Annotated in this window: 21 protein-coding genes; 11 read left to right on the top strand and 10 right to left on the bottom strand. The window is 57.5% G+C overall.

The genetic code is table 11. The features are described 5' to 3' along the window. Positions 1-13 precede the first annotated feature (13 nt). Positions 14-787, bottom strand: a complete 774-nt coding sequence (locus tag LYZ69_00180) for a nitroreductase family protein (protein ID MDV3276865.1) — start codon at positions 785-787, stop codon at positions 14-16. A gap of 203 nt (positions 788-990) precedes the next feature. Between LYZ69_00180 and LYZ69_00175 the strand changes: the two genes are divergently transcribed. Next, positions 991-2,244 (top strand): MFS transporter, encoded by a 1,254-nt coding sequence (locus LYZ69_00175; GenBank protein MDV3276864.1) that lies wholly within the window; start codon positions 991-993, stop codon positions 2,242-2,244. Between the two features lie 215 nt (positions 2,245-2,459). On the opposite strand, the gene LYZ69_00170 is transcribed toward LYZ69_00175, so the two are convergent. The 5 genes from LYZ69_00170 to glnA form a co-directional block, all read right to left on the bottom strand. Further along, complete coding sequence (locus LYZ69_00170) at positions 2,460-2,765, bottom strand: TRAM domain-containing protein (protein ID MDV3276863.1); 306 nt, start codon at positions 2,763-2,765, stop codon at positions 2,460-2,462. 425 nt (positions 2,766-3,190) lie between these two features. Continuing rightward, positions 3,191-3,562, bottom strand: coding sequence for a type II toxin-antitoxin system VapC family toxin (locus LYZ69_00165; protein ID MDV3276862.1), 372 nt, complete (start codon positions 3,560-3,562; stop codon positions 3,191-3,193). Then, positions 3,559-3,768 (bottom strand): AbrB/MazE/SpoVT family DNA-binding domain-containing protein, encoded by a 210-nt coding sequence (locus LYZ69_00160; protein ID MDV3276861.1) that lies wholly within the window; start codon positions 3,766-3,768, stop codon positions 3,559-3,561. Before LYZ69_00160 ends, LYZ69_00165 begins: the two co-directional genes overlap by 4 nt. Before the next feature lie 164 nt (positions 3,769-3,932). Continuing rightward, positions 3,933-5,978 (bottom strand): amidohydrolase family protein, encoded by a 2,046-nt coding sequence (locus LYZ69_00155; GenBank protein ID MDV3276860.1) that lies wholly within the window; start codon positions 5,976-5,978, stop codon positions 3,933-3,935. A 301-nt stretch (positions 5,979-6,279) separates the two neighbouring features. Then, a complete protein-coding gene (gene glnA, locus LYZ69_00150; protein ID MDV3276859.1) occupies positions 6,280-7,740 on the bottom strand; it encodes a type I glutamate--ammonia ligase in 1,461 nt (486 codons plus the stop codon). Between the two features lie 130 nt (positions 7,741-7,870). Here glnA and LYZ69_00145 point away from each other — a divergent pair, with 130 nt between their 5' ends. From LYZ69_00145 to LYZ69_00125, 5 genes are all read left to right on the top strand, one after another. Next, on the top strand, positions 7,871-8,317 hold the full coding sequence (locus LYZ69_00145; GenBank protein ID MDV3276858.1) for an Lrp/AsnC family transcriptional regulator: 447 nt from the start codon (positions 7,871-7,873) through the stop codon (positions 8,315-8,317). 49 nt (positions 8,318-8,366) lie between these two features. After that, on the top strand, positions 8,367-8,825 hold the full coding sequence (locus tag LYZ69_00140; protein ID MDV3276857.1) for a hypothetical protein: 459 nt from the start codon (positions 8,367-8,369) through the stop codon (positions 8,823-8,825). 76 nt (positions 8,826-8,901) lie between these two features. Then, positions 8,902-9,420: a hypothetical protein gene (locus LYZ69_00135; GenBank protein ID MDV3276856.1), complete on the top strand. Its 519-nt coding sequence runs from the start codon at positions 8,902-8,904 to the stop codon at positions 9,418-9,420. Positions 9,421-9,508: 88 nt separating this feature from the next. Then, entirely contained in the window at positions 9,509-10,183 is a 675-nt protein-coding gene (locus LYZ69_00130; protein ID MDV3276855.1) for a DUF47 family protein, read from the top strand. Then, positions 10,176-11,108 (top strand): inorganic phosphate transporter, encoded by a 933-nt coding sequence (locus LYZ69_00125; protein ID MDV3276854.1) that lies wholly within the window; start codon positions 10,176-10,178, stop codon positions 11,106-11,108. The genes LYZ69_00130 and LYZ69_00125 overlap by 8 nt, the downstream gene beginning before the upstream one ends. On the opposite strand, the gene LYZ69_00120 is transcribed toward LYZ69_00125, so the two are convergent. Continuing rightward, positions 11,099-11,560: a hypothetical protein gene (locus tag LYZ69_00120; GenBank protein ID MDV3276853.1), complete on the bottom strand. Its 462-nt coding sequence runs from the start codon at positions 11,558-11,560 to the stop codon at positions 11,099-11,101. The two genes, LYZ69_00125 and LYZ69_00120, sit on opposite strands and share 10 nt — an antisense overlap. 474 nt (positions 11,561-12,034) lie before the next feature. Here LYZ69_00120 and LYZ69_00115 point away from each other — a divergent pair, with 474 nt between their 5' ends. The 3 genes from LYZ69_00115 to LYZ69_00105 are packed head-to-tail and all read left to right on the top strand — an operon-like array spanning position 12,035 to position 15,227. Further along, the gene (locus LYZ69_00115; GenBank protein MDV3276852.1) at positions 12,035-13,030 is read left to right on the top strand and encodes a hypothetical protein; all 996 of its coding nucleotides are present in this window, start codon (positions 12,035-12,037) and stop codon (positions 13,028-13,030) included. Continuing rightward, a complete protein-coding gene (locus LYZ69_00110) occupies positions 12,945-14,513 on the top strand; it encodes a DUF87 domain-containing protein (protein MDV3276851.1) in 1,569 nt (522 codons plus the stop codon). The genes LYZ69_00115 and LYZ69_00110 overlap by 86 nt, the downstream gene beginning before the upstream one ends. A 27-nt stretch (positions 14,514-14,540) precedes the next feature. Continuing rightward, entirely contained in the window at positions 14,541-15,227 is a 687-nt protein-coding gene (locus tag LYZ69_00105) for a helix-turn-helix domain-containing protein (protein MDV3276850.1), read from the top strand. Here LYZ69_00105 and LYZ69_00100 read toward each other — a convergent pair. Beyond that, positions 15,215-16,252 carry a hypothetical protein gene (locus LYZ69_00100; GenBank protein ID MDV3276849.1) on the bottom strand — a complete coding sequence of 346 codons (1,038 nt, stop codon included), beginning with the start codon at positions 16,250-16,252 and terminating at the stop codon, positions 15,215-15,217. The two genes, LYZ69_00105 and LYZ69_00100, sit on opposite strands and share 13 nt — an antisense overlap. Positions 16,253-16,307: 55 nt before the next feature. On the opposite strand from LYZ69_00100, the gene LYZ69_00095 reads away from it, so the two are divergent. Next, the gene (locus LYZ69_00095) at positions 16,308-16,577 is read left to right on the top strand and encodes a hypothetical protein (protein ID MDV3276848.1); all 270 of its coding nucleotides are present in this window, start codon (positions 16,308-16,310) and stop codon (positions 16,575-16,577) included. 78 nt (positions 16,578-16,655) lie between these two features. Then, positions 16,656-17,456 (top strand): DUF92 domain-containing protein, encoded by an 801-nt coding sequence (locus tag LYZ69_00090; protein MDV3276847.1) that lies wholly within the window; start codon positions 16,656-16,658, stop codon positions 17,454-17,456. On the opposite strand, the gene LYZ69_00085 is transcribed toward LYZ69_00090, so the two are convergent. Then, positions 17,453-18,121, bottom strand: a complete 669-nt coding sequence (locus LYZ69_00085; protein MDV3276846.1) for a hypothetical protein — start codon at positions 18,119-18,121, stop codon at positions 17,453-17,455. The genes LYZ69_00090 and LYZ69_00085 overlap by 4 nt on opposite strands. Positions 18,122-18,423: 302 nt before the next feature. Continuing rightward, on the bottom strand, positions 18,424-19,887 hold the full coding sequence (glyS, locus tag LYZ69_00080) for a glycine--tRNA ligase (protein MDV3276845.1): 1,464 nt from the start codon (positions 19,885-19,887) through the stop codon (positions 18,424-18,426). Positions 19,888-19,947: the final 60 nt, after the last annotated feature.

The raw sequence follows: 19,947 nt of genomic DNA, 5'->3' as shown, positions 1-19,947 counted from the left end.
ACCTTATCGCGAGCTACTTTTCATCTAGGGCGACCCGATATGCCGCCTTGGTCATCTTCCTGATGGCAAGAATGTACTTCGGGACGTCTTCGTCCTTCAGGAAGAGCCGCATATCGTACTTGTCGTAGTGGACGAGTTTCTCCAGAGGCCATCTGTTCGGGGTGGACGGACCTGGCTCGTACGCCCTGTAGCCTATCGGAATGATTGGTCCGGCCTGCAGAGGCTCGGGGTAGCCCAAAATCTCCCTGTATCCCAGCTGACGCACGATATCCACGCGCCTGCTACCTAGCCCCAGTGACGCGGCCGCCAGGTGGATTAGCATGTTCATGTGGCCGTGCGAAGACGCGCCGAGGATGCCGGTGACCTCCCCCGCCATGATTGACTCGCCTTGGGCAATCAGCACAGACCCAAACTGCTTCCTCGGGTCGTAGAGCGGGATTATGAGCAAGGGCGCCTCCCCCCAAGTAGCAAGCATCTTCGCTGCCTTGTCCCTCTCCTCGTCCCCGACGTTGAACGCAGGGTGCCTATACTTCCGTTCGCGCATCTGCTCGATGCTCCAGATCGCTACGAACTGCTTCACGAACTCCTTCTGCACTTTCCTGATCGTCTTTCTGTCTTGGACCACCATGAACTCCCAGGACTGGGAGTTCGCCCCCGACATGCTGAGCCTGGCCACTTCGAGAATCTTCTCTGCCGTTCCCTGTGGGAGTGGGTCAGGCTTGAATTTGCGTATGCTCCTCCTGTATCTGCAGAGCTCCAGCAGCTCCTCGTACGTTGCTCTATTCATTGATTTGTGCGCTGTTCCAGAGGATATAAGTCGGCGGCCTGATTCTCATTGGTGATTTTCACGTCCGAAAATCATCCCTTGGGTCAAATACTCACCGCCTGAGGCCCAGCCTCAAGGGTGAGGAGAAGTTGGAGGGACAAACGCTACCAAAATCAGGGAGCATCGCCGCCCCTCATGTCCATACCAACGCCTCGGTCGCGGCAATGTCCTTCGTCGGAACAGCCGTCGAGAACTACAGCCTGATCCTGGCTGCCCTCGCTGCAGGTGCGGTTTGGCCGTCGATCTTCTTCCCAAATGTCAACCCGCTGTCTGCACTCGTGCTCTCAGTCAGCACGTTCTTGGTCGGGATGCTGTCGCAGCCCTTGGGCGCCTTCGCTTTCGGGCACTACGGAGATACTAGGGGGAGGCTATTTGCGCTCGTGTTCACTTTGGTTACCTCAGGCATTGGGGCGGTGGGGATTGCTCTCACGCCCGGGTACGTTCAGATTGGCATCTTCGGCGGGGTTCTCATCGTCATCTTCCGGTTCCTGCACGGCTTCGGGTTCGGCGGGGAGTGGGGAGGAGCGTCTACCTGGATAACTGAGCAGGCGAGCAAGTCGAAGTGGAGGGCTTTCTGGGGTAGTTGGGTCGGACAGGGACAGATAATCGGCGCAGTCGTCGCATCCGCGACCTTCGTAACACTGCTCGGGATTCTTGGCCATGCCCAGTTCTTCGCAATTGGCTGGAGAATCTGCTTCATGCTGGGCGCCGCAGGACTCATCATTGCGGCGATAGCGAGGTACTCGTTCTCAGAGACCGAGATATTCATGTCAATGGTTGCGAGGAAGAAGACTCTGAGGATGCCGGCTGTAAGGGTCCTCAAGGAGCAATGGAGGCTTGTCCTCCTCCTCTCGCTGACCGCGATGTCCACATCTGCTGCATTCTTCGTTCTCACTACATTCGCGTCGGGATACTTGGCAATTTTGGGGGCTCCATCCGCGCCGCTGATCCTCGGGATAGTCATTGCCGGAATCATAGCCATCTTCGAGGTGATTGGGTTCATGATCATCGCTGACAAGGTAGGCAGGAAGCTCGTGATGCTGGCCGGGGCCCTCGCTCCTGCCCTCATGGCGTTCCCGTTCTTCATCCTGCTCAACACGAAGAGCTCTTTGTTCATCACAATTGGGGTGATCCTGCTTCTCCTGACGACAACCGTCAACACTGCGCTGGCCACAACGTGGTTCAGCGAACTCTTCCCTTCGGTCTACAGGTTCTCAGGCGTCGGCCTCAGCCACAGCATCGGCATCTTCCTGGGAGGAGGATTGGCTCCACTAATCGCCGCGGCCCTCATTTCGTCCGCGGGCGGCGCTATCCAAGGCTGGCCGTATGTGTCGCTGATGATAGTAGTCTACTGCGCCATCTCCCTCTTGGCCATCATGTTCTGCCCAGAGACCAAGGGCATCGAGATGGAGCGATGAGGGTGCTCTAGAGCCGAGAACTTCCGCTCTTCTGATATCTCTTCTCTTTAGGAACGATCAGGCGAGAAAGATCACCCCCTTGTCCCTTCACGTTCTCCACGAGAGGGTCAAGAGTCAAGGGGCGACCAAGTCGCCGCCGGAGTGAGGTGAGAATAGTATGGGAATGGTTGACTCTATGAATCAACCAATACTCGTGCGAGAGACCTTACGACCGATTAACTCGTGGTCTTTCCTGTCGATTCAGAGGCTGGTGCCGCTGTGGCCTCTGAACTCTGTACGACCTGTCCAGACGCAAACCGCTCCGAGACTTGTGTGACCCTTATCCTCACGTTCTGGCCTTGCTTCGTGCCAGGGACAAAGACCACAAATCCGTCGACCCTTGCGATGCCTTCACCACGCTTGCTGGTGTCAGAGATACTTACGTTGTACTCCTTGCCAACTTCGACTGGCTTGTTGAAGGAACCAGAACCTCTTCCGAATCCTCCTCGATTGCCATATCCTCCGCGCTGTCCGAAACTCAATTACTTTCACACATCCTACCGTTATTCCTTCCAGTAAGTAATGGGTTGTTGGAGGGCTAGTTAAAGGGGCGTAATGGTAGCTCTACCGGTGTGGCCAAGCCTGTCTCCTTGTAGAGGAGGCTCAAACCAGGGGCCCCGACCCATCCAGGCTAGATTCGAGCTTCGTCTGTCATAGGTCGAAGTAGATGTGTAAGTTAACTTCTGCCTATCGCCTCCGAATCGCCTGTTTCCATGTAGGTAGAACTCCCGCGGGGCACTATGCTCCAGTCGAAAGTCGCGGAGGTTACAGCCCCAACCAATGAAGAAGTGCGGTCGCCGGGACTTCCACCCAGCATGCTGGGCGGAAAGTATCTGGATTTACTAATAGAGAGTTTGGCAAAGCATCGGGGAATCGAGTGAACTATGCCGCTAAGACACTTTCCAGCCTAAACGAAGGTTACCCCTTTAAGACCCTTGAGGTCCTCATCGCTCGTGTGTAGCTCCGCCGATTGTTGACGTGCGGTGGCGTAAACAAGAGCGTCGGCGAAATGAAGGTCGTGTTCGAGACTGTAGTCTGCGGCCTCCAGCGACAGTGTCTGGTCAATGGGTACGACTGTCGTCTGACTCAAGGCTGCAACAGCCTCCAGGGCTACTTCTTCTCCTTTCGCTCTCTTGACCTTCTTGTATACTTCGTACAATACAACTACCGATGTGATCAACTCGCTCGGCTTAATCGAGTCTATGATTCGATTGTATACCACTGCCTTCGGGCCCTCAGTAAATCGTTCGATCCACCCGTAGCTGTCGACGCTTATCAAGCTCGCTCGGTCTCGTCTCGGAGGTCATTTGATTCAAGTCCGTGTATCATTCCTCTGGTTTGATTGAGCGGCCGCACCGGGACATACTGGAGTATTCCATGTTTTGCTATGACTACCATCTTGTCGCCTGGCTTGATGTTAGCCTCCTGGCGCAGTTTCTCAGGTATCACAACCTGGTACTTCCTCGACACTTTGACAGTCTCCATCGTTACCCCTAACGTATAACGCTCTTGCCATCGATATAAGAGTTTCTCTGCCTTAGGCATTCATTGGCGCAATGCGGTCGCCGGGACTTCCGACCACTTTTCCGGTCGGAAAGTCTACCTGAACTCCCCTGTGCAATGTCCAAATGGCCGCACGGGGCGGCTAGTCAGTTCGGGCGTGGCCAAACGGATGTCCCGTCATAATCAACCAACTCAAAACGGGCCAATCCCAATTGCTCTACTCTCTCGAATAGTAGTAGCCTGCCAAGGTCGTCCAGCGACAGCGTACCAACGTAGGAGGCGTCACTCCTAGTTTCTGTAATACCATAGACTCGCAATGGTTTACGCTTCCCATCCTTGTCCTGTACTTCGGCGTCGGATTTCCTCTCGAGTTGCAGTCTTGTGTCGATGAAATCCAGTTCAGGGTCTGTCTCTATTCTCAGCATTCTCGATTCCAACCTCTGTCCCACGTCCAAGGATTGCAGCCGATTGATCACAGGTAAGTAGCTTGCCACGTGGGGGGAGCCAAAAATGATACCTTCGGGCTCCTCCTTCACAGTCCGGAACTCCGATTCTTCTGGCTGGTACCCCGATATCACCACGCTTCCTTCGTTCCGCTTCATGCTCACGCTGCTGTTGCCTTCAGAAGTCTTGCCCTCTAACGAGAGCGAGACGGGAGTCCAGTCCTTGCTCAGTTCCAGACGCATGACGAAGCTGTTGATTCGTGGAGGCGCATTCATCAATGACTGGGAGGCAATGAGGAATCCCCTGTGGGGTAATTTCGACAGAACCAATCGCTCCTTACCCAATGGAGTATCTGACGATTTGACCAAGTAGCTGGCATGGAGTTGGTCTTGCCCCTCGTTCGAAAATGGTTGGAAGAGACCATCGAGACGTTCTTCATCAATCATGTACGTAGCAACCAACTCGTCGAGCTTTCTAAGAAGCTCCTTCCTGGCAAACCATCGACCCCGGACCATCACCCCGAGAGGGCTTGCAATGGTACCCACATCTTCCAGTGGGTTGGCCTTCAATAGGATCAGGTCCGCTCTCTTGCCGACCTCTATCGTGCCAAATTCGCCTGAAGCGACCAGAAACTCGGCCGCGCTCTTTGTACCAGCTTTGATCGCTTCGTAGGGTGTAAGCCCAGCATCCACCAGATTCTGGAGCTCTTCATGGATGGAGAATCCTGGGATCACGAATGGATTGGGGGTGTCCGTACCCAACAAGATCCTTGCACCTGCCCTGTGCAGTTCCCGAGTCAGGTTTGCTCTCAGCGCATCCGCCTTTCTCATCCTCTCGAAGTCCGACGGGCTCATATCCTTCAGGCGGAAGTCCTTCGTCGGGTCCCAGCTTGCCAACCATTCAGGCGGAACGAACCTCATTCGCGGGTCATCCAGCAGCCTTCCGGCATCCTCGGCCGAAACGAATTTCTGGTACACAACCAGAGTTACGCAGTTCCAGGAATTTGCGGCCAGTGTAGCGGCGATGACCTGAGGGATCTTCTTCTCGTCGACGAAATCTATAGCAGTCCTTCTCGATTCTGGGTCAAGTTTTCCCTTTACCGGAGAGCCGTCGGCTTGGATGGCATCGATGTACCCTTGGAGATGCTCGATTGAATCTTGTCCCAGCTCCAAAGCTTTCTCCAACCCAACCGCATTCGGTACATGCCCTGCCACAGACATTCCGTGCTTCCTTGCTGAAGCGACAATGGCTCGGTACGCTTCAAGGGACAGTCTATTGTAGACCTTGACGAAATCATAACCCAACTCTTTCTCCCGCGCGACTTCTCTCTCGGCTTCCTCCTCAGTCGCAACAACTTTGGAGGCATTCCAGATAGGCGGGTCGCCATCAATCAGTGGACCGGCCGTGTAAATGGTTGGTCCAACCATGGACCCTTTGACAATTCTTTCCCGCCATGCGAGCTGTCGATTGCTGCCCCACATGTTGCGAATGGTCGTCACACCGTTCGCAATGAAAAGGAAAAAGTCTGCTTCTCCCCAGGTGTGGGTATGCATGTCCGCGAGACCAGGCATGAGATACTTCCCTCCGCCATCTACACTCACGGCATCCCGAGGAACTCTGACCTTGGCTGAATCATCAACCTGAACAACCTTTCCCCGATGTACAATGACGGTCTGGTTTCTTAGGACCCGCTCCTTGTCCATCGGGATGAGGTCCACATCAACAAAGGCTATGGGCTCGCCCTGCATTTCAGTTTCATCTTTTCTTCCTGCTTCGCCCATTCAAGACATTTCTACCGAAGGCCTCAGCCTTGAACCCCCCAGTTGATGAATCTTCAATCGATGGCCTAAGATGGTCAATGCTGAGTACCCGAAGACCAGATTTCTCTGTGGTCGCCGGGGCTTGAACCCGGGGTTCGGTGTTCCCAAATCTCGGATAATCCCAACTTGGGCCTACTTCGAAGACTAGATCGAAGAGAGCTCCTCCGGAAAGAGAGTCGTTCGAACCTACATTAGTTCGACCTGTGGAAATTGACTTCCACAAGTCGGCTCACAAATCGAAGTACAGATAGAATTCATACGGGTGCGGTCTCGCTGAGACTGCCCTGTACGCCCCCATCTCGAGTTCCATCATGACGTCCAGCAGGTCCTTCGAGAAAATCCCTTCGAGGAACGCGGAGTCGCTCTGCAGGCACTCTACCGCCTCCTTGAGGTTGCCGGGCAGCTCGCCTACTGACAACTCTTTCCGCTTCTGCGGCGTGAGTTTGTAGATGTCGTCGTTTACCGGGTCTCCCGGGTCCTTCTTCTTCCTAATGCCGTCCAGCCCCGCAGCCGCAATCGCAGCGAACGCGAGATAGGGGTTGCACGAGGGGTCGGGGGTCCTGAACTCGACCCGCTTGGTGCCCTCCGAGCCCTTCTCGTAGACGGGGATTCTAACGTTCGCCGACCGGTTGGACTTGCTCCAGGCGACGTAGACAGGCGCCTCGAAGCCAGGGACGAGCCTGTGATATGAGTTGGTCGTCGGGTCTACAATCGCGGTCAGCGCCCTGCTGTGCTCCATGATGCCCCCTATGTAGTACCTCGCCGTCTGGCTGATTTCCGCGTACTCGTCCTTGGGGTCGAAGAAGGCGTTCCTCTTGCCGATCCAGAGGCTCGAGTGGGTATGCATTCCGACCGCGTTGTCTCCGAAGATTGGCTTCGGCAGTGTGGTGGCTATCAGCCCTCTCCTCGCAGCCACGTTTTTAGTGACGAACTTGTAGGTCATCACGCTGTCGGCCATCGTTACCAGCTCATCCCTGTAGACGTCAATCTCGCATTGACCGGCTGTGGCCACTTCGTGGTGGTGTGCGTTCGAGAGTACACCGAAACCGTCCCTCAAGTGATTGACGCATTCGCCGCGGTAATCGCTGAGCGTGTCGACTGGCTGTGCCGGATAATAGCCGTCCTTGAACCTGATTGGGAAGTTGGTCCCCCTGGCTTCGTTTGCAGCCTCGACAGAGCTTATCCTGAAACCGGATGCGAAGGGGTTGTTTGCTTCCCAGGTCACGCTGTCGAAGACGAAGAACTCGACCTCAGGACCCCAAAGAGAGCTCGTGAAGCCCGCGCTTCTGATTTTCTCCTCAGCCTTCTGCGCAATAAAGCGTGGGTCCCTGCTGAACCTTCCCGCACCGTAGCCTGCCCTGACATCGCAAATCAGCCTCGCGGTCTTGACCGAGTCCTCGATCCAAGGTACTACACCGTAGGTGCTCGGGTCGGGTACTAACAGCATGTCCGACTCGTGTATCTCGACAAAACCTCGCACGGACGAGCCATCCAGCTTCGCGACGCCATCTCTGAACATCTCCTCGCCAATCATCTCGGATGGTATGGTTACGTGCCGCAGCCTGCCGGGGACGTCGGTGAACTGGAGGTCGACGAACTTGATTCGCTGTGTCCTGATTGACTCCATGACCTGCTCAGGTGTGAACGTCCTTTGCGTTATTCCGCCGTTCTTCGAGATGGTGAAAACCATGTTCTGAACCCATTTCCCGCAACGAATATAAGGCTACGCAGAAGAAGACTGGACATTCATGAAGCACCAACGCGGTAGACTGGAAGAACGTTCGGGAAAGGTCGGCGGGACACCGGCGATTGGTGGACATTTGTCCATCGACCAGCTCGATACCAAGTTACTTGTCCGACTGACACGGGACGCAAGGATGTCCTTCAGGGAGCTCGCTGCTGAGCTGGGCGTGTCGCCTTCTACCGTAGTCTCCCGCGTGAAGAGGTTGGAGGAGCACGGCGTGGTCACGGGGTACGAGGCTAAGGTTGATTCAGAGAAGCTAGGCTACGAACTAACTGTTGTCACCGAGATTCTTGTCTCGAAGGGGAAGCTCCTGGAGATGGAGAGGGAGATAGCGAAGCTCCCCGGCGTCTGCGTGGTGTACGACGTCACTGGCGAAATCGACGGAATTGTGGTCGCCAAGTTCAGGAGCAGAGATGAGTTGAGTCACTTCACAAAAGGACTTCTCTCTATGCCCTTCGTCGATCGCGCGAACACCCATGTGGTCCTCACGACCGTGAAGGAGGATTTCCGGGTCCCTCCCTAGAAGTGAGGCCACCTAAACGCTCATATCGGAAGGCCGCATGGTGGTCTCGTTGGTAAAGATCAGGGTCAAGCTGGGCGCCGCGGAGGCGGAGGTCGAGGCTGACCCGGAGCATCTCAAAGAGGCAATCGAACTAATCCCCGAGGTCTTGGGGAAGCTGCCGGGCAGAGGCTCTTCCGAGGTCGATCCACGGGGGGAGCAAACTGAACAACCACCTGCCGAAGGAGGACACCATTCCTCACAGAGTCTGCTCCCAGCAGTCACCATCGAGAAGAACGACTCGCTGGCAGACATCATTGGGAAGTTCTTTGCCGATCCTTGGGGGAGGGAGCGGAGGAAGCTCTCTGACGTGCGGGAGGCGCTCCAGTCCTACGGCCTTAACTACCCGAAGCAGTCCGTTGCGGTCGCGCTCCTGCGCCTTGCAAAGACGACCAAGCTCAGGCGCTTCAAGGCAGAGGACGGCGAATACGTTTACACCGCGTCGTCAGTCTCAGTCTCGAGCCCCCAGTAGCCCGCCCATCGCCCGCCGAAACTCGTCAAAACCTTAATTCCCCATTCCGTTCTGCCCAGTGCGGAGCCACAACGAGATGTCATCAGAGAAGAGCCTCTCAATCACAGTCTCCTACGGCGACGTCAAGGTCGACTTCGCCGGACCTCCGGATATGGTAATGCGCTCGCTTCACGAGTTCGTCTCCAAGGTGATACCTGACGTGGACCTTGCACGGGTAATCACGGCAAACTTCTCGCTGAACGAAATCATCCAGATGTTCAAGGACTACGTCAAGATAACGCCCGAAGGGCCGAGGGTCTGGGCTGGCGACAAGAAGCTCAGCGACAGGGAGGTCATCCTCCTCCAGCTCGTTGCCTCCAGGGCGGCGAACCTGACCGGCAAGGTCGCCTCCGACGCCATGGGTGTCTCGGATATCGAGTCGGCGACAGGCCTGTACCCGAAGACAATTTCATCGAGGTTGAGTGAGCTGACAAAGCAGGCGCAGGTCGAGAGGATAGACAGCGAGGGGGGCGGAAGATACAGGATCACAACCGTCGGCATTCACAGGGTGCACGAGCAGCTAACAAAGAAGTTTGCGAGGCCGCAGCCTAGTTAGCGCTGCAGCCGGCCCGTGAAGTGCGATGTTGCTCTCCCTTCACCGCTGATTGAACCATTATTTACGACGAGAGCAGCGTCTCGGCGTCATGAAGTTCCCGATATCCTTGTTCGCCAGCAAGGAGAAGGCGATTCTAATTGGACTGGACGAGGGATACTCGATTGTCCACCAAACCGTTCTCGATTTCTATCGGCTTCTCGACGCCGTGGCTTCGCGGGACGTAGCCGGGGCTGCAGCTTCTTTCCAGAAGGTCCTGGAGGGTGAGAAGAGGGCAGATGACTTCTTCAGGAAGCTCAGTATCCAGATAGCCGAAGGCGCGTTCTTCGGCGGTGTCAGGGAGGACATGCTCGACCTGGTCGAGGAGATCGACAACGTGGCTGACAGCGCAAAGGGTGCCTCCAGGCTCTTGCAGGCAGGAGAGACGCTCGACGACTTCGCCATTTCCCTCATCGCCTCCCCGGACATGAGCGCCTTCGCAAACGCAGTCGTGGCCACGGTCGAGGCTCTCGGCGAACTTCTCAGCGCCTTCAAGCTAGGCAAGAAGCAGATGCTCCTGAGGGTCCAACCTGTCGAGGAGAGGGAGGAGGACGCAGACGCAGCGAAAGACAACCTGACGAGGCGCCTCTTCACCTCAGGGCAGCGACCAGACCCGATCACAGTGATCCAGATGCGCGACTTCCTGCTCGTCGCGGACGACATAGCGGACAACGCGGAAGATGCGAGCGACGTTGTCCTTGTTCTCGTGGCCAAGGGCTATGGTTGAGGTCCTCCTCATACTGGCGGCTGCCCTCAGTTTCCTCTTCGGATGGAACAACAGCTCCTATCTAATCGGGAACATGGCTGGATCGGGAACCCTGTCGCTGAGGGCATCGATAGTTGTGACCGCGCTGGGCATGCTTGCAGGCGTTGTCTTTGAGGGACAGAAGATGCTTACAAGCCTAGTCGGCTCGCTGGCTTTCCCGGTCTCTGGGTGGGGCGTCACCCTCACGTTCGCTCTCTCTATCGTTTTGATCTTCGCCCTGACCGCGACCAAACTCCCCGCCCCTGTGAGCAGCGCGATGGTAGGCGGCTTCCTCGGATTCGCGGTCGGAATGGGTGCCACGGTCAACGTGGGGCAGACCGAGCTGGTTGTTACTTTCTGGTTCGTCGCCCCCCTTCTCACAGCGGCTGCGGCATTCGCAATCCACAGGGTCATAACTCGGCTCATCTCCTCGCTCAGCCTCATAGCAGCTGACTCATTCAACAGGGTGGGGATGGTCGCTTGTTCCTTCGCGGTCTCTTACACACTGGGCGCGAACAACCTCGGGCTGATAGCCGGGACCTCCCTCTCTGGTAGCCCGGTCGGCAACGCGGCGCTGGTGGCATCAGCCTTGGCCCTCATTGCAGTCGCCGGGATGCTTCTTCTGGGCAGGGGCGCCGTGAGCGGCACGGTCGGTGACAGGCTCCTGTCACTCAGCCCCCAGGGTGTAATCTCCGTCTTCGCAAGCAGCGCTATTCTGGTGTGGGTGGGGACACAACTTGCCGTCCCAACCTCCATCAGCCAGTGCGTGTTGGGCGGGATGCTCGGAGCGGCATTCTCTCAGCGGACAGCGTTCGTGAACGTGAAGCTTGCCTACGAGGCCCTGTCAACGTGGGTTCTCATTCCTACCATTGCTTTCGTCCTTGCCTTCATGATAGTCTACGCCTGAGTCCTCCCTTTCTCTCCCTGCTGACCCTCAGCATCTCGCTTCTCACCTTCAGCAGATTCAAGGGGCCTCTTCTGGACGTACCTGTAGTTTCGCATGCTCCCTTCGCGGAAAAGCGTCCCCTCCCTGACGAGGTCTACCAAGGTGTGGGCGACAGCTGTCCTGTCGTAGTGATAACCTCTCCTGCTCATCTCATCGTGGACCTCCGACAGCGCCCTTGACTCCCGGAAGAAGCCTTCCTTCCATATCGTCACGAGCAGTCCCCTGCACGTCTCGAATCGCCTCTCGCCCGCCTCGGACGACAGCTCGATTACATCTGGCTCCTTCGAGGTCATGCCGGCTAGCACGCTCTCGACGGCTTGTTGCACCCTGTCTTCCCTGGCTGTAATCTCTATCTCCCAAGACCCTCGCTTCAGCTTCACGGTGACATTTTGGGGCTCTATATGTTCGGACAAGGGGACCTTGTTGCGCCTGTTGACCATGATGCCTCTATTTGAAGAGTTAGGGGCCCGGATTCTCGCAGAGTGGGCATTAAATGACGAATTCGAGTTCGGATGAGGTTGGGCACACCTCGGCAGCTTCGCTGGTGGAAAGAACGGTCGAAGAGGGTGAGGGTTAAGGTCATAGAACATTACGGCGGAAAGTGTGCGTGCTGTGGGGAGTCTAGGATAGGATTTCTCAGCATCGATCACGTACGGGGCGGAGGCAGAAAGCATCGCAGAGAGCTCGGTGCGACGAACTACGGGGGTACGAGATACTACATCTGGATAATAAAGAACAACTTCCCCGAGGGTCTTCGGGTCCTCTGCTACAATTGTAATATGGCCAAAGGGTTCAATGGTTACTGCCCACACGAACGCGAAGCGCTATTGGGCAACACCAACATGCGCAATACATAAATACCACACGAGGTGTCCATCTTGCGCAAGATGGCCATCGCAAGAAGCGTCCTTCCCGACACCAACCAACTCGAGCTCCTCGACTCCCTCGCGAGGGAGTTCAGGGAGGAGTTCGAAGCACTGTCAGAGAACGCGGAGAGAGTGCTCTCAGGCCGGCACTTCGTCTTCAATCGATACGGGAAGGAGTTGTATCCGTACTTCGAGGACTCCGACGCGGCTGTGGTCCCTGGGTGCATAATTCCCATCAAAGAAGGGCGACCGGTCGCGTCGGTCGACTCGACCTGCGTCCTGATTGGCGAGACGTCGGACGGCGCGCTCTATGCAGCGAGGACCGCCGTCGGAATCTCAAGGGAAGGCTCGCTCAGGAACTTCTTCAGGCTAGGGCCGATCCTCGTCTACGCTTCAGCCTCCGGCCTCGCGGGCATGAGGTCCGAACTGTCTTCCCCTGAGATGTCCCTCCTTCTTTCTGACCACGCGGTTGCTGAGCGGGTCATCAGGAACACGATAGAACGGCGCGTCACAGAGTCGCTGCTCTCCTCTGAGGAGGAAACGATAGTGATGGCCGACGGTTCACTGAGGCATCCGTTCGGCCAGTTCGCCGGCTCGATGGCCCCGAACGGCCTGTCTGGAAACTGCCTTGTGGGCTTCTCAAAGTCCAGCGACCTGATCCTATCCGAGAGCGCGGTCGGCTCCATCACTAAAATGCGCGGCGCAGCCTACCACAGGCTGGGCTCAGGGCTGGTCAGCACGGTACTGGCGAAGTTCACCGTAGACGGGCTCGTATTCAGGCTCGACGTGGCCGCGACAAGGGAACCCGTCGAGGCGGTCCTCGGAAGGATCCTGTGGAACGACGCGTTCTCGGCAGGTTACCCTGAGTCTCTGAAGGCTGCGCACCATCTCTCCGTCTTCTCGAAGGCAGATGGCGAGGCATTGAAGGCCTTTGTCACCAAGAAATTCAGGCTCAAGCAGCTGCCGACGTTCACGCTCCGAACCATCGCTCTCGGGGGCTTCAGAGGAGGGGCCTAGATCGAAGATCCTGAAGAAGGACGGCGACGACATCCTCGTCGTCGCAGCCGCCCGGGAGGATGTGAAGGTCGGCGACTATCTCCTCGCGACCCAGGAGAAGCGGAGCCTGGTGCTCCAGGTCTACGACGAACACTACCTGGACGTGGAGGGCGTAGAGGAAGAGATAGCCCGGGAGGAGGTGCTCTCAGCTTCGATGCACGGCGTCACTGAGGATCCGACCGACCTGACGACGATCTCAACGCTCATCAGGGACATGAGGGTCTTGGTCTGCAAGGGGCGAGGAACGATCACGAGGGGGAGGCTCTCGCCGAGGGCCGACTGGATGCCCTCAAGGACCAGCTCGACGGTCTCCAGGCTTCTCGTCAACGAGCTAACGGCGAGCGTCGCGCAGCTCGGCAAGAGGATCATCAGAATCGGCAGGGTGGACTCGGGGTCGGAGTTCGGTGTCATGGCGGAGGCCTTGGACGGAAGGATCACAGTCATCACCGGACGCAAGGAATCGGGGAAGTCGCACCTGGCGAAGATGCTCCTCAGGGGGCTGCTTGAGCACGGCGCCTACAGCATCGTATTCGACCTCAACGACGAGTACGGCGTAATCGGGCAGAAGCACGACGGCAGCAGGATTCCCCTCTCTCACAAGGTGAAGGTCGTGAGGCCGGGGAGGGAGATGAGGCTCTCGCTCTCTTCCGTCGGGTTGCGGGCGATAACCTCGCTGCTCCTACATTCCCTCGACATGCCGGGGACGTCGCTCCGAGAGTTCGTCAAGATTTGGGAGATGCTCGAAGGCCGGGGAGAGCTGACCCTCGTCTCGCTGGAAGTCGCGATACATTCCTGGAGGTGCAACGAGTTCGTCAGAGACGCCCTCTTCGCGAGGTTTCACACGATCGCCTCCTGCGGCCTCTTCACAGACTCGCCCGAGAAGCAGTTCGACCTGCTCAGCTTCTTCTCCTCGAGCAGGGGGGGCGGGTCGCTCGTCATTTCCCTAAGCGACGTCTCCCCCCTCAATAGGAGGATGACGGTTGAGCTTGTCCTGTCTAAGCTGGTCGACCTTCTCGAGCACAAGAAGATCCCGCCCGTCTTTCTATTCGCGGAGGAGGCCCACCTGTACCTCAGGGAGACCTACTGGGAAGACCTCATCACTAGGATGAGGCACTTCGGCGTTTTCACCGTCTTCGTGACCAACCAACCCGATGCAATCGACCAGAAGATCTACAGGCAGGTGGACAACATCTTCCTGTACACCTTCAGCAACGACGCGGACCTCTCGATGGTCTCCCAGGCTTCGATGGCGGACACGGATACCGTGAAGGCGCTCGTCAGGACGCTCCCGCCCCACGTCTGCCTGCTTCTCGGATACGCAGTCAACAACCTGCCCGTGATGGTGACCGTCGACCCGTTCGACTCCCCGCCGAGCGGAACGACGAGGAGGTTCTTCGAAGAAGAGCCAATCGCCTTCGCAGAGGCCACTTCGTCAAAAGCTTAAAGGAAGTTCGCTTTCAGTCTAAGCGTCTTGTCGTCGACCAGCGACGCGGTCGCGAAGATAGCTGGCAACGTGGTGGCCAGCGAGGAGCCAGGTAGGGCGATGAAGGCCTGGAGAGAGAAGCTCGGCATAAGGCAGGTGAACCTCGCGAGGTCGCTGAAGATCTCGCCCTCCGTCCTGAGCGACTACGAAAGCGGTCGAAGGCCTTCGCCGGGTGTCCAGTTCGTGAGGAAGTACGTTGAGGCTTTGGTTGCCCTGGACGAGGCCAAAGAGAGGGTCGTCTCGAAACTCGTTTCGAGCGACAAGGACGCGGCCATCCTTGCGATTGGCGAGTTCCAGCAGCCAGTCTCCGCCGCAGACATCCTCAACGCTGTGAAGGGAACCGTCCTTGTCGGTGAGCAGAAGGACCTCAGGCTGTACGGGTACACGGTCGTCGACAGCATCAAGACGATATACGCCCTTTCCGGCTACGATTTCTACAGAATCTTCGGGGCCACAACCGAGAGAGCACTGATATTCACCAAGGTTGGAATGGGGAGGAGTCCGCTGGTGGCAATCAGGGTGTCGCAGCTGAAGCCGAGAATGGTGGTCATCTACGGCCCGACTGAGTTGGACCCGCTCGCAGTGGACCTTGCGCGCAGGGAGGGCATCCTGCTCGCGCTCTCAGGCGCGGTGAGCGAGGAAGCGATGATCGAGGCCCTCCGTCAGCTCCGATAGGCAGCCACCCCAACGAGAAGGTCCGCCGTCTTCCTAGCCCCGTCGAAGGAGCGCGGCGCTCCTCTCCTGCCCAACCTCTCCTGAATCAACTCAGAGAGGCGTCCGATGTCGTCCGGCTTGAAACCAAGAGCGGCCGCGTTTCTCTCCTGCTCTGCGTGATTCCGCATCGGGACCACTATGATGGGTGTTCCCGCACCGGTGGCCTCGTCGATGGTGCTCTTGCCTGCGGTCGAGATTACAAGGTCGGCGGCAGCGACGAGATTCTGGTTGTCCCTCACGACTCCTAGGTCGTAGACGCGGTCGCCGGCGAGCGTGTCTCCCCTGTTGCCTGTAATCACCAGGTAGTCATCCCCAGAGCGTGCGAGTGCCCTCATCAATGGCCGGACTAGGTGGTCGCCAAGACCCGCACCGCTGAGGCTCAACAGGAGCATGCGCCCTTGCTTGGGAAGGGAGAACTCGTCAACCACATTCGCCTTGGACCTGGTCACGCCCCTGACGATGGGACCAACGTAGCGCCTGTTCGCCGAGTCCGTGCCGGCTTCAGGGACTATCAGGAGGTCGACCTGACTTTGGAGTGCTTCGTACCAGCTCTCTACCCGTGCCTCAATCTTCCGCGCGAGCCAACCCCTTGCGAATCCGAGCTCGAGCTCGTCCGTTATCATGACGTTCCTCAGGCCTCTTTCCTTTGCGGCGACGAGCCCAGAGAACTCCTCATCCCCAACAACAAGGTCTGGGCGCGCAGCTGTGATGAGCGCGGCCATTCGCTTCTTGCTCTTTCTGAACCCCCTCCAGTACCGGAAGTACCAAGTCGAAGCGCTCTTCATCTCGCCTGAAACCACCTTCGGCACAGGCTCTGTGATTACATCCTCGACAACGAATCCGTAGGAACGGATGAACTCCACGGCGTTTCGTCCGCTGGCGTAAATGGGGTCGAATCCCCTTCGTCGGAGCTCCTCTCCGACCGCAACGGCTCTCGCGGCGTGGCCGAGGCCGATTGGGCTGACGCCGTAAAGAATCTTGGTCAAGCGAAACGACGACGAGGCGACGCGTATTTAATCTGCCGAAAGGGCTGCGGCACTTGTGCCCCGCCTTGCAGAGTCCCTGACGCTCCTTGACGAGGCAGTAACGGACTTCCTCTCAGAGAAGACCCTTGATTCGCGGAGAATCCTACAGGCCATATTCGCGGTCAACAACGAGATTGGCCAGTTGCTGAGACCCTCGGGAGACCCTGCGCTGAAGGCGCTTCAGTTCATGGTCAACGACGTGACTGTGGCTGCCAAGGCCGCGAATCGGAAGAAGCTCCAAGAAGCAATGGAGAGGCTGAGCAAGGCATCCCGGAAATTGAAATAGTCAGGGAGAAACGCCAGTAGAAACTGAACAGCCCCACGAAGGTTAATTACTGCATGCGGGGCTGCGTTTGGAGATTTGGTGCTGTCCGTCATTACAGCGGTTCTAGACTTCTTCCTGGTGATAGCCTTCGCCCTTTCAGCCATCTTCCTGAGGGCCCTCGATGGTAGGGGTTTCATCGCAAGCGTTGCGGTCGGCTGTGCCATCATCCTTGGTGGTGGCCTGAGCTGGTTCCTGGTCGTGGCTGTATTCTTCACTCTCGGCGTCGCCTTCACCTGGTACAAATACGGCTACAAGAAGAAGCTCGGAGGCGCGCAGGAAAAGGGAGGAGCGAGGAACTGGCCGAACATACTTGCCAACGGAGGCCTGGCGTCGATTTTCGCAGTCGTGTACTACTTCCAGCCTAGCCTGCTCGTCGCTGCACTCTTCCTCGGAAGCATCTCCACCTCGGCTGCGGACACGGTCGCAACTGAGCTCGGGCTGCTCAGCAGTAGAAAACCCAGGCTGATTACGAATCCGAGCAAGGAAGTGCCTCCCGGCACTTCTGGCGGAGTCTCACCCCTCGGCTTCGTCGGGGCGGTCCTTGCGTCTGGGGTCATCGGCCTAATCGCCGTCCTCCTGGGCGTCATCCAGTCGCAGCTGCTTCTCTTGGTCGTGTGCGGAATCGGGGGAGTCTTCGGGGCTGTCTTCGACAGCTTTCTCGGCGCGTCAATCCAGCGGAAGGGATACTGTCCAATCTGTCACAAGCCCACCGAGTCTCTCAACCATTGTGGCGAGAGGACAACGCGGACGGGGGGAGTGCCCTTCATAGAGAACAACGTCGTGAACCTAATGGCGACACTCGCAGGCGCAGTCGCTGCGGGCGCAGTCGTGCTTCTTTAGAAGTAATAAGCTACGGTCACTGTGACAGTCTGCGCGTATGCTCTCTCGTTGTAGAGATAGATCGTGTACGCCATGTTGGGCAGGACCGGCAAGAGAAGGCTTCCAGAGGCTGTTGATGCGCCCGCCGCCGAAATCGAGGTCGGGGGCCCTTGCTTGTCCGGCAAGGTCGAAAACGCCACCGCGGAGATGCTCCCAGGTGAGAAGGTACCTGCGACAGTGAAGTTCAGAACAACGTAGCCTGCGTATTGATTCGTGTTGAAGTTCCAAGAGACGAAGTTGCTTGTGCTGGAGTTGCTCTGGATTTCCACTGACTGCCGCTGCTGGATGACCTCGAAGCTTTTCAAATCTGTTATCGCCTGCAGAGAAACGATTCTTGACTGAGATTGGTTGTACTGCGCTTGCAGGGACGCGAGACGGGCCTCCAGCTGGCTCAATTGACTGGAGTAAGACGATATCGTCTGCTGGTATGTCGACGTTTGTCCAACGAGAGACGACACTTGAGTATTGAACGCAGAGATTGATGAGCTGCCGGCAGCCAGCATTGAGTTCTGGCTGGCGACTGTCCCAGAAGTAGTCATGTAGTAGTAACCGAAAGCGGCAATTATCACAACCAAGACAACTGCGAGAGATAACAAAGTGGCGCGGCTGCTCTTGAGCTTTTCCACGACGGTTGCGTTGTTGGCAACTAATCAGTTAAGACTTGGCCCTAATAGATTAGGAAAGCTCCGTGAGCGAGAGAACATGGGAGGAAGCGGAGCGTAAACTCTGAGGAGGGGTACGTTGATGGGTTTGTGAGTGTCGACCTGAAGAATAGGCCGACTGCTGGCTGCGTGGTCCAGGCTGCGAACAGTAGTGCAATCGGAACAGCGCCGGCAAACAACCCGAGGCCGGGGCCATCACGTCTGGGCGACAGAAGAACGCGACCTCACCTCCCAATTACCTAGTGACGGAAAGAATCCTAGCGGCTTCAGCCGGAGATCGGCGGGAAACTCGTCAGCCGCCTCAGCTTCTCGGGCAGCTCGTCAATCCTGACCCTCTCCTGTTCCCTCGTATCCCTGCTCCTCAGCGTCACAGTCTCGTCTTTCAGGGAGTCGTAGTCCACCGTCACGCAGAACGGGACTCCCACCTCGTCAGCCCTTGCGTAGCGCCTTCCTATTGAACCAGAGTCGTCGTAGAACGCCTCCACGTCGTCGGCAAGGCTGGCGTGCACTCTCGTGGAGAGTTCTGGGATGCCGTCCTTGTTGACTAGGGGGAAGACCCCGACCTTCTGCGGAGCAAGGTACGGCCTGAGCGCAAGCGTCCTCCTCTCCCCCTCAACCCTCAACGAGGTCTCAAGAATCGTGTAGATGCTCCTGTCCACCCCCATCGAGAGCTCGAAGACGTGCGGAAGCACCTTCTCGCCGTCGTCGTCGACAGTGAAGTCGCTCCCGCTCACCGCCGAGTGCCTGCCCAGGTCGTAGTCGCTCCTGTAGTTGCACGCCACGAGCTCGAGCCATCCGACCGACGTGCTCACCTCCAGGTCATACGCCACCTTCGAGTAGAACGCCCTGTCTTCGTCCGAGAGCATCCTGAAGCGGATCCTCTCCCTTTCGATGCCGCAGGCTAGGTACAGGTCCTGGATCAGGGCGAGGTAGTATCCAACTAGGCCGTTCGGCATCAGCCCCGCAGCCACAGCCTCCTTCACAGATAGGTCGGAGGCCCGACCGTCGGGAGTCGTGATGTTCAGGCGCGTTTCCTCCTTCGCTCCGAATTTCGCCTGGTCGACCTTCTTCGGGTTGAAGAAGACCTCTACCTCCGCCTGGTTAAGCTCCCTCAGCCTGATGAACCCCTGCCTTGGTGCTATCTCGTTCCTGAAGCTCCTCCCCACCTGCGCGAACCCTATCGGCAGCTTGATTCTCTGGGTTTTGAAGAGCAGCGGGAAGTCGACGAAGATGCTCTGGCACGTCTCAGGCCTCAGGTATGCCTCCTCCTGGCCGGCCCCCACGCTCACCCTGAACATCATGTTGAACCTCCTCGTCCCAGACAGCTTAGAGCCGCATTTCGAGCACCTCACACCCGCCTCCTCCATCAGTTTGTCGTAGTCTCCGTCCGCCAGCTTCTCAGGGGTCTGCTTCCCGCTCTTCTCTTCTATCAGCTTGTCCGGCCTGAAGACTGAGCCGCACTTCGAGCACTGGACGATCGGGTCGGTGAACCCCTGCAGGTGTCCAGAAGCCTCGAAGACGGCCTTCGGCAGGATCTGCGCTCCGTCAATCTCCACCATGCCGTCCTTCCTGACTAGCATCCTCCTCCAGAGTTCCACGAACTTGTTCCTTATCGAGACTCCGAGCGGGCCGTAGTCCCAGAATCCCGCCGGCGAGTTGGGGTACGAGTCTGCCGCCTTGAAGAAGAAACCCTTCTGCTGGGCCAGCCTCATGACCTCTTCGAAGGACATGTTCACGACCCCGTCGGGAAGTCGGGATATATGTGTGGGTCTGGCGGGATGTCGCCCTCG

The sequence above is a fragment of the Nitrososphaerales archaeon genome, assembly GCA_032906765.1.
Classification (GTDB): Archaea; Thermoproteota; Nitrososphaeria; order Nitrososphaerales; family Gagatemarchaeaceae; genus DASPPF01.
This window is presented reverse-complemented; position numbering and strand designations above follow the sequence as displayed.

Coding starts and splice junctions, on each gene's coding strand:
- LYZ69_00180 (MDV3276865.1), bottom strand. CDS start 787: ATGAATAGAGCAACGTACGAGGAGCTGCTGGAGCTCTGCAGATACAGG.
- LYZ69_00175 (MDV3276864.1), top strand. CDS start 991: ATGTCCTTCGTCGGAACAGCCGTCGAGAACTACAGCCTGATCCTGGCT.
- LYZ69_00160 (MDV3276861.1), bottom strand. CDS start 3,768: ATGGAGACTGTCAAAGTGTCGAGGAAGTACCAGGTTGTGATACCTGAG.
- LYZ69_00155 (MDV3276860.1), bottom strand. CDS start 5,978: ATGCAGGGCGAGCCCATAGCCTTTGTTGATGTGGACCTCATCCCGATG.
- glnA (MDV3276859.1), bottom strand. CDS start 7,740: ATGGTTTTCACCATCTCGAAGAACGGCGGAATAACGCAAAGGACGTTC.
- LYZ69_00135 (MDV3276856.1), top strand. CDS start 8,902: ATGTCATCAGAGAAGAGCCTCTCAATCACAGTCTCCTACGGCGACGTC.
- LYZ69_00130 (MDV3276855.1), top strand. CDS start 9,509: ATGAAGTTCCCGATATCCTTGTTCGCCAGCAAGGAGAAGGCGATTCTA.
- LYZ69_00125 (MDV3276854.1), top strand. CDS start 10,176: ATGGTTGAGGTCCTCCTCATACTGGCGGCTGCCCTCAGTTTCCTCTTC.
- LYZ69_00115 (MDV3276852.1), top strand. CDS start 12,035: ATGGCCATCGCAAGAAGCGTCCTTCCCGACACCAACCAACTCGAGCTC.
- glyS (MDV3276845.1), bottom strand. CDS start 19,887: ATGTCCTTCGAAGAGGTCATGAGGCTGGCCCAGCAGAAGGGTTTCTTC.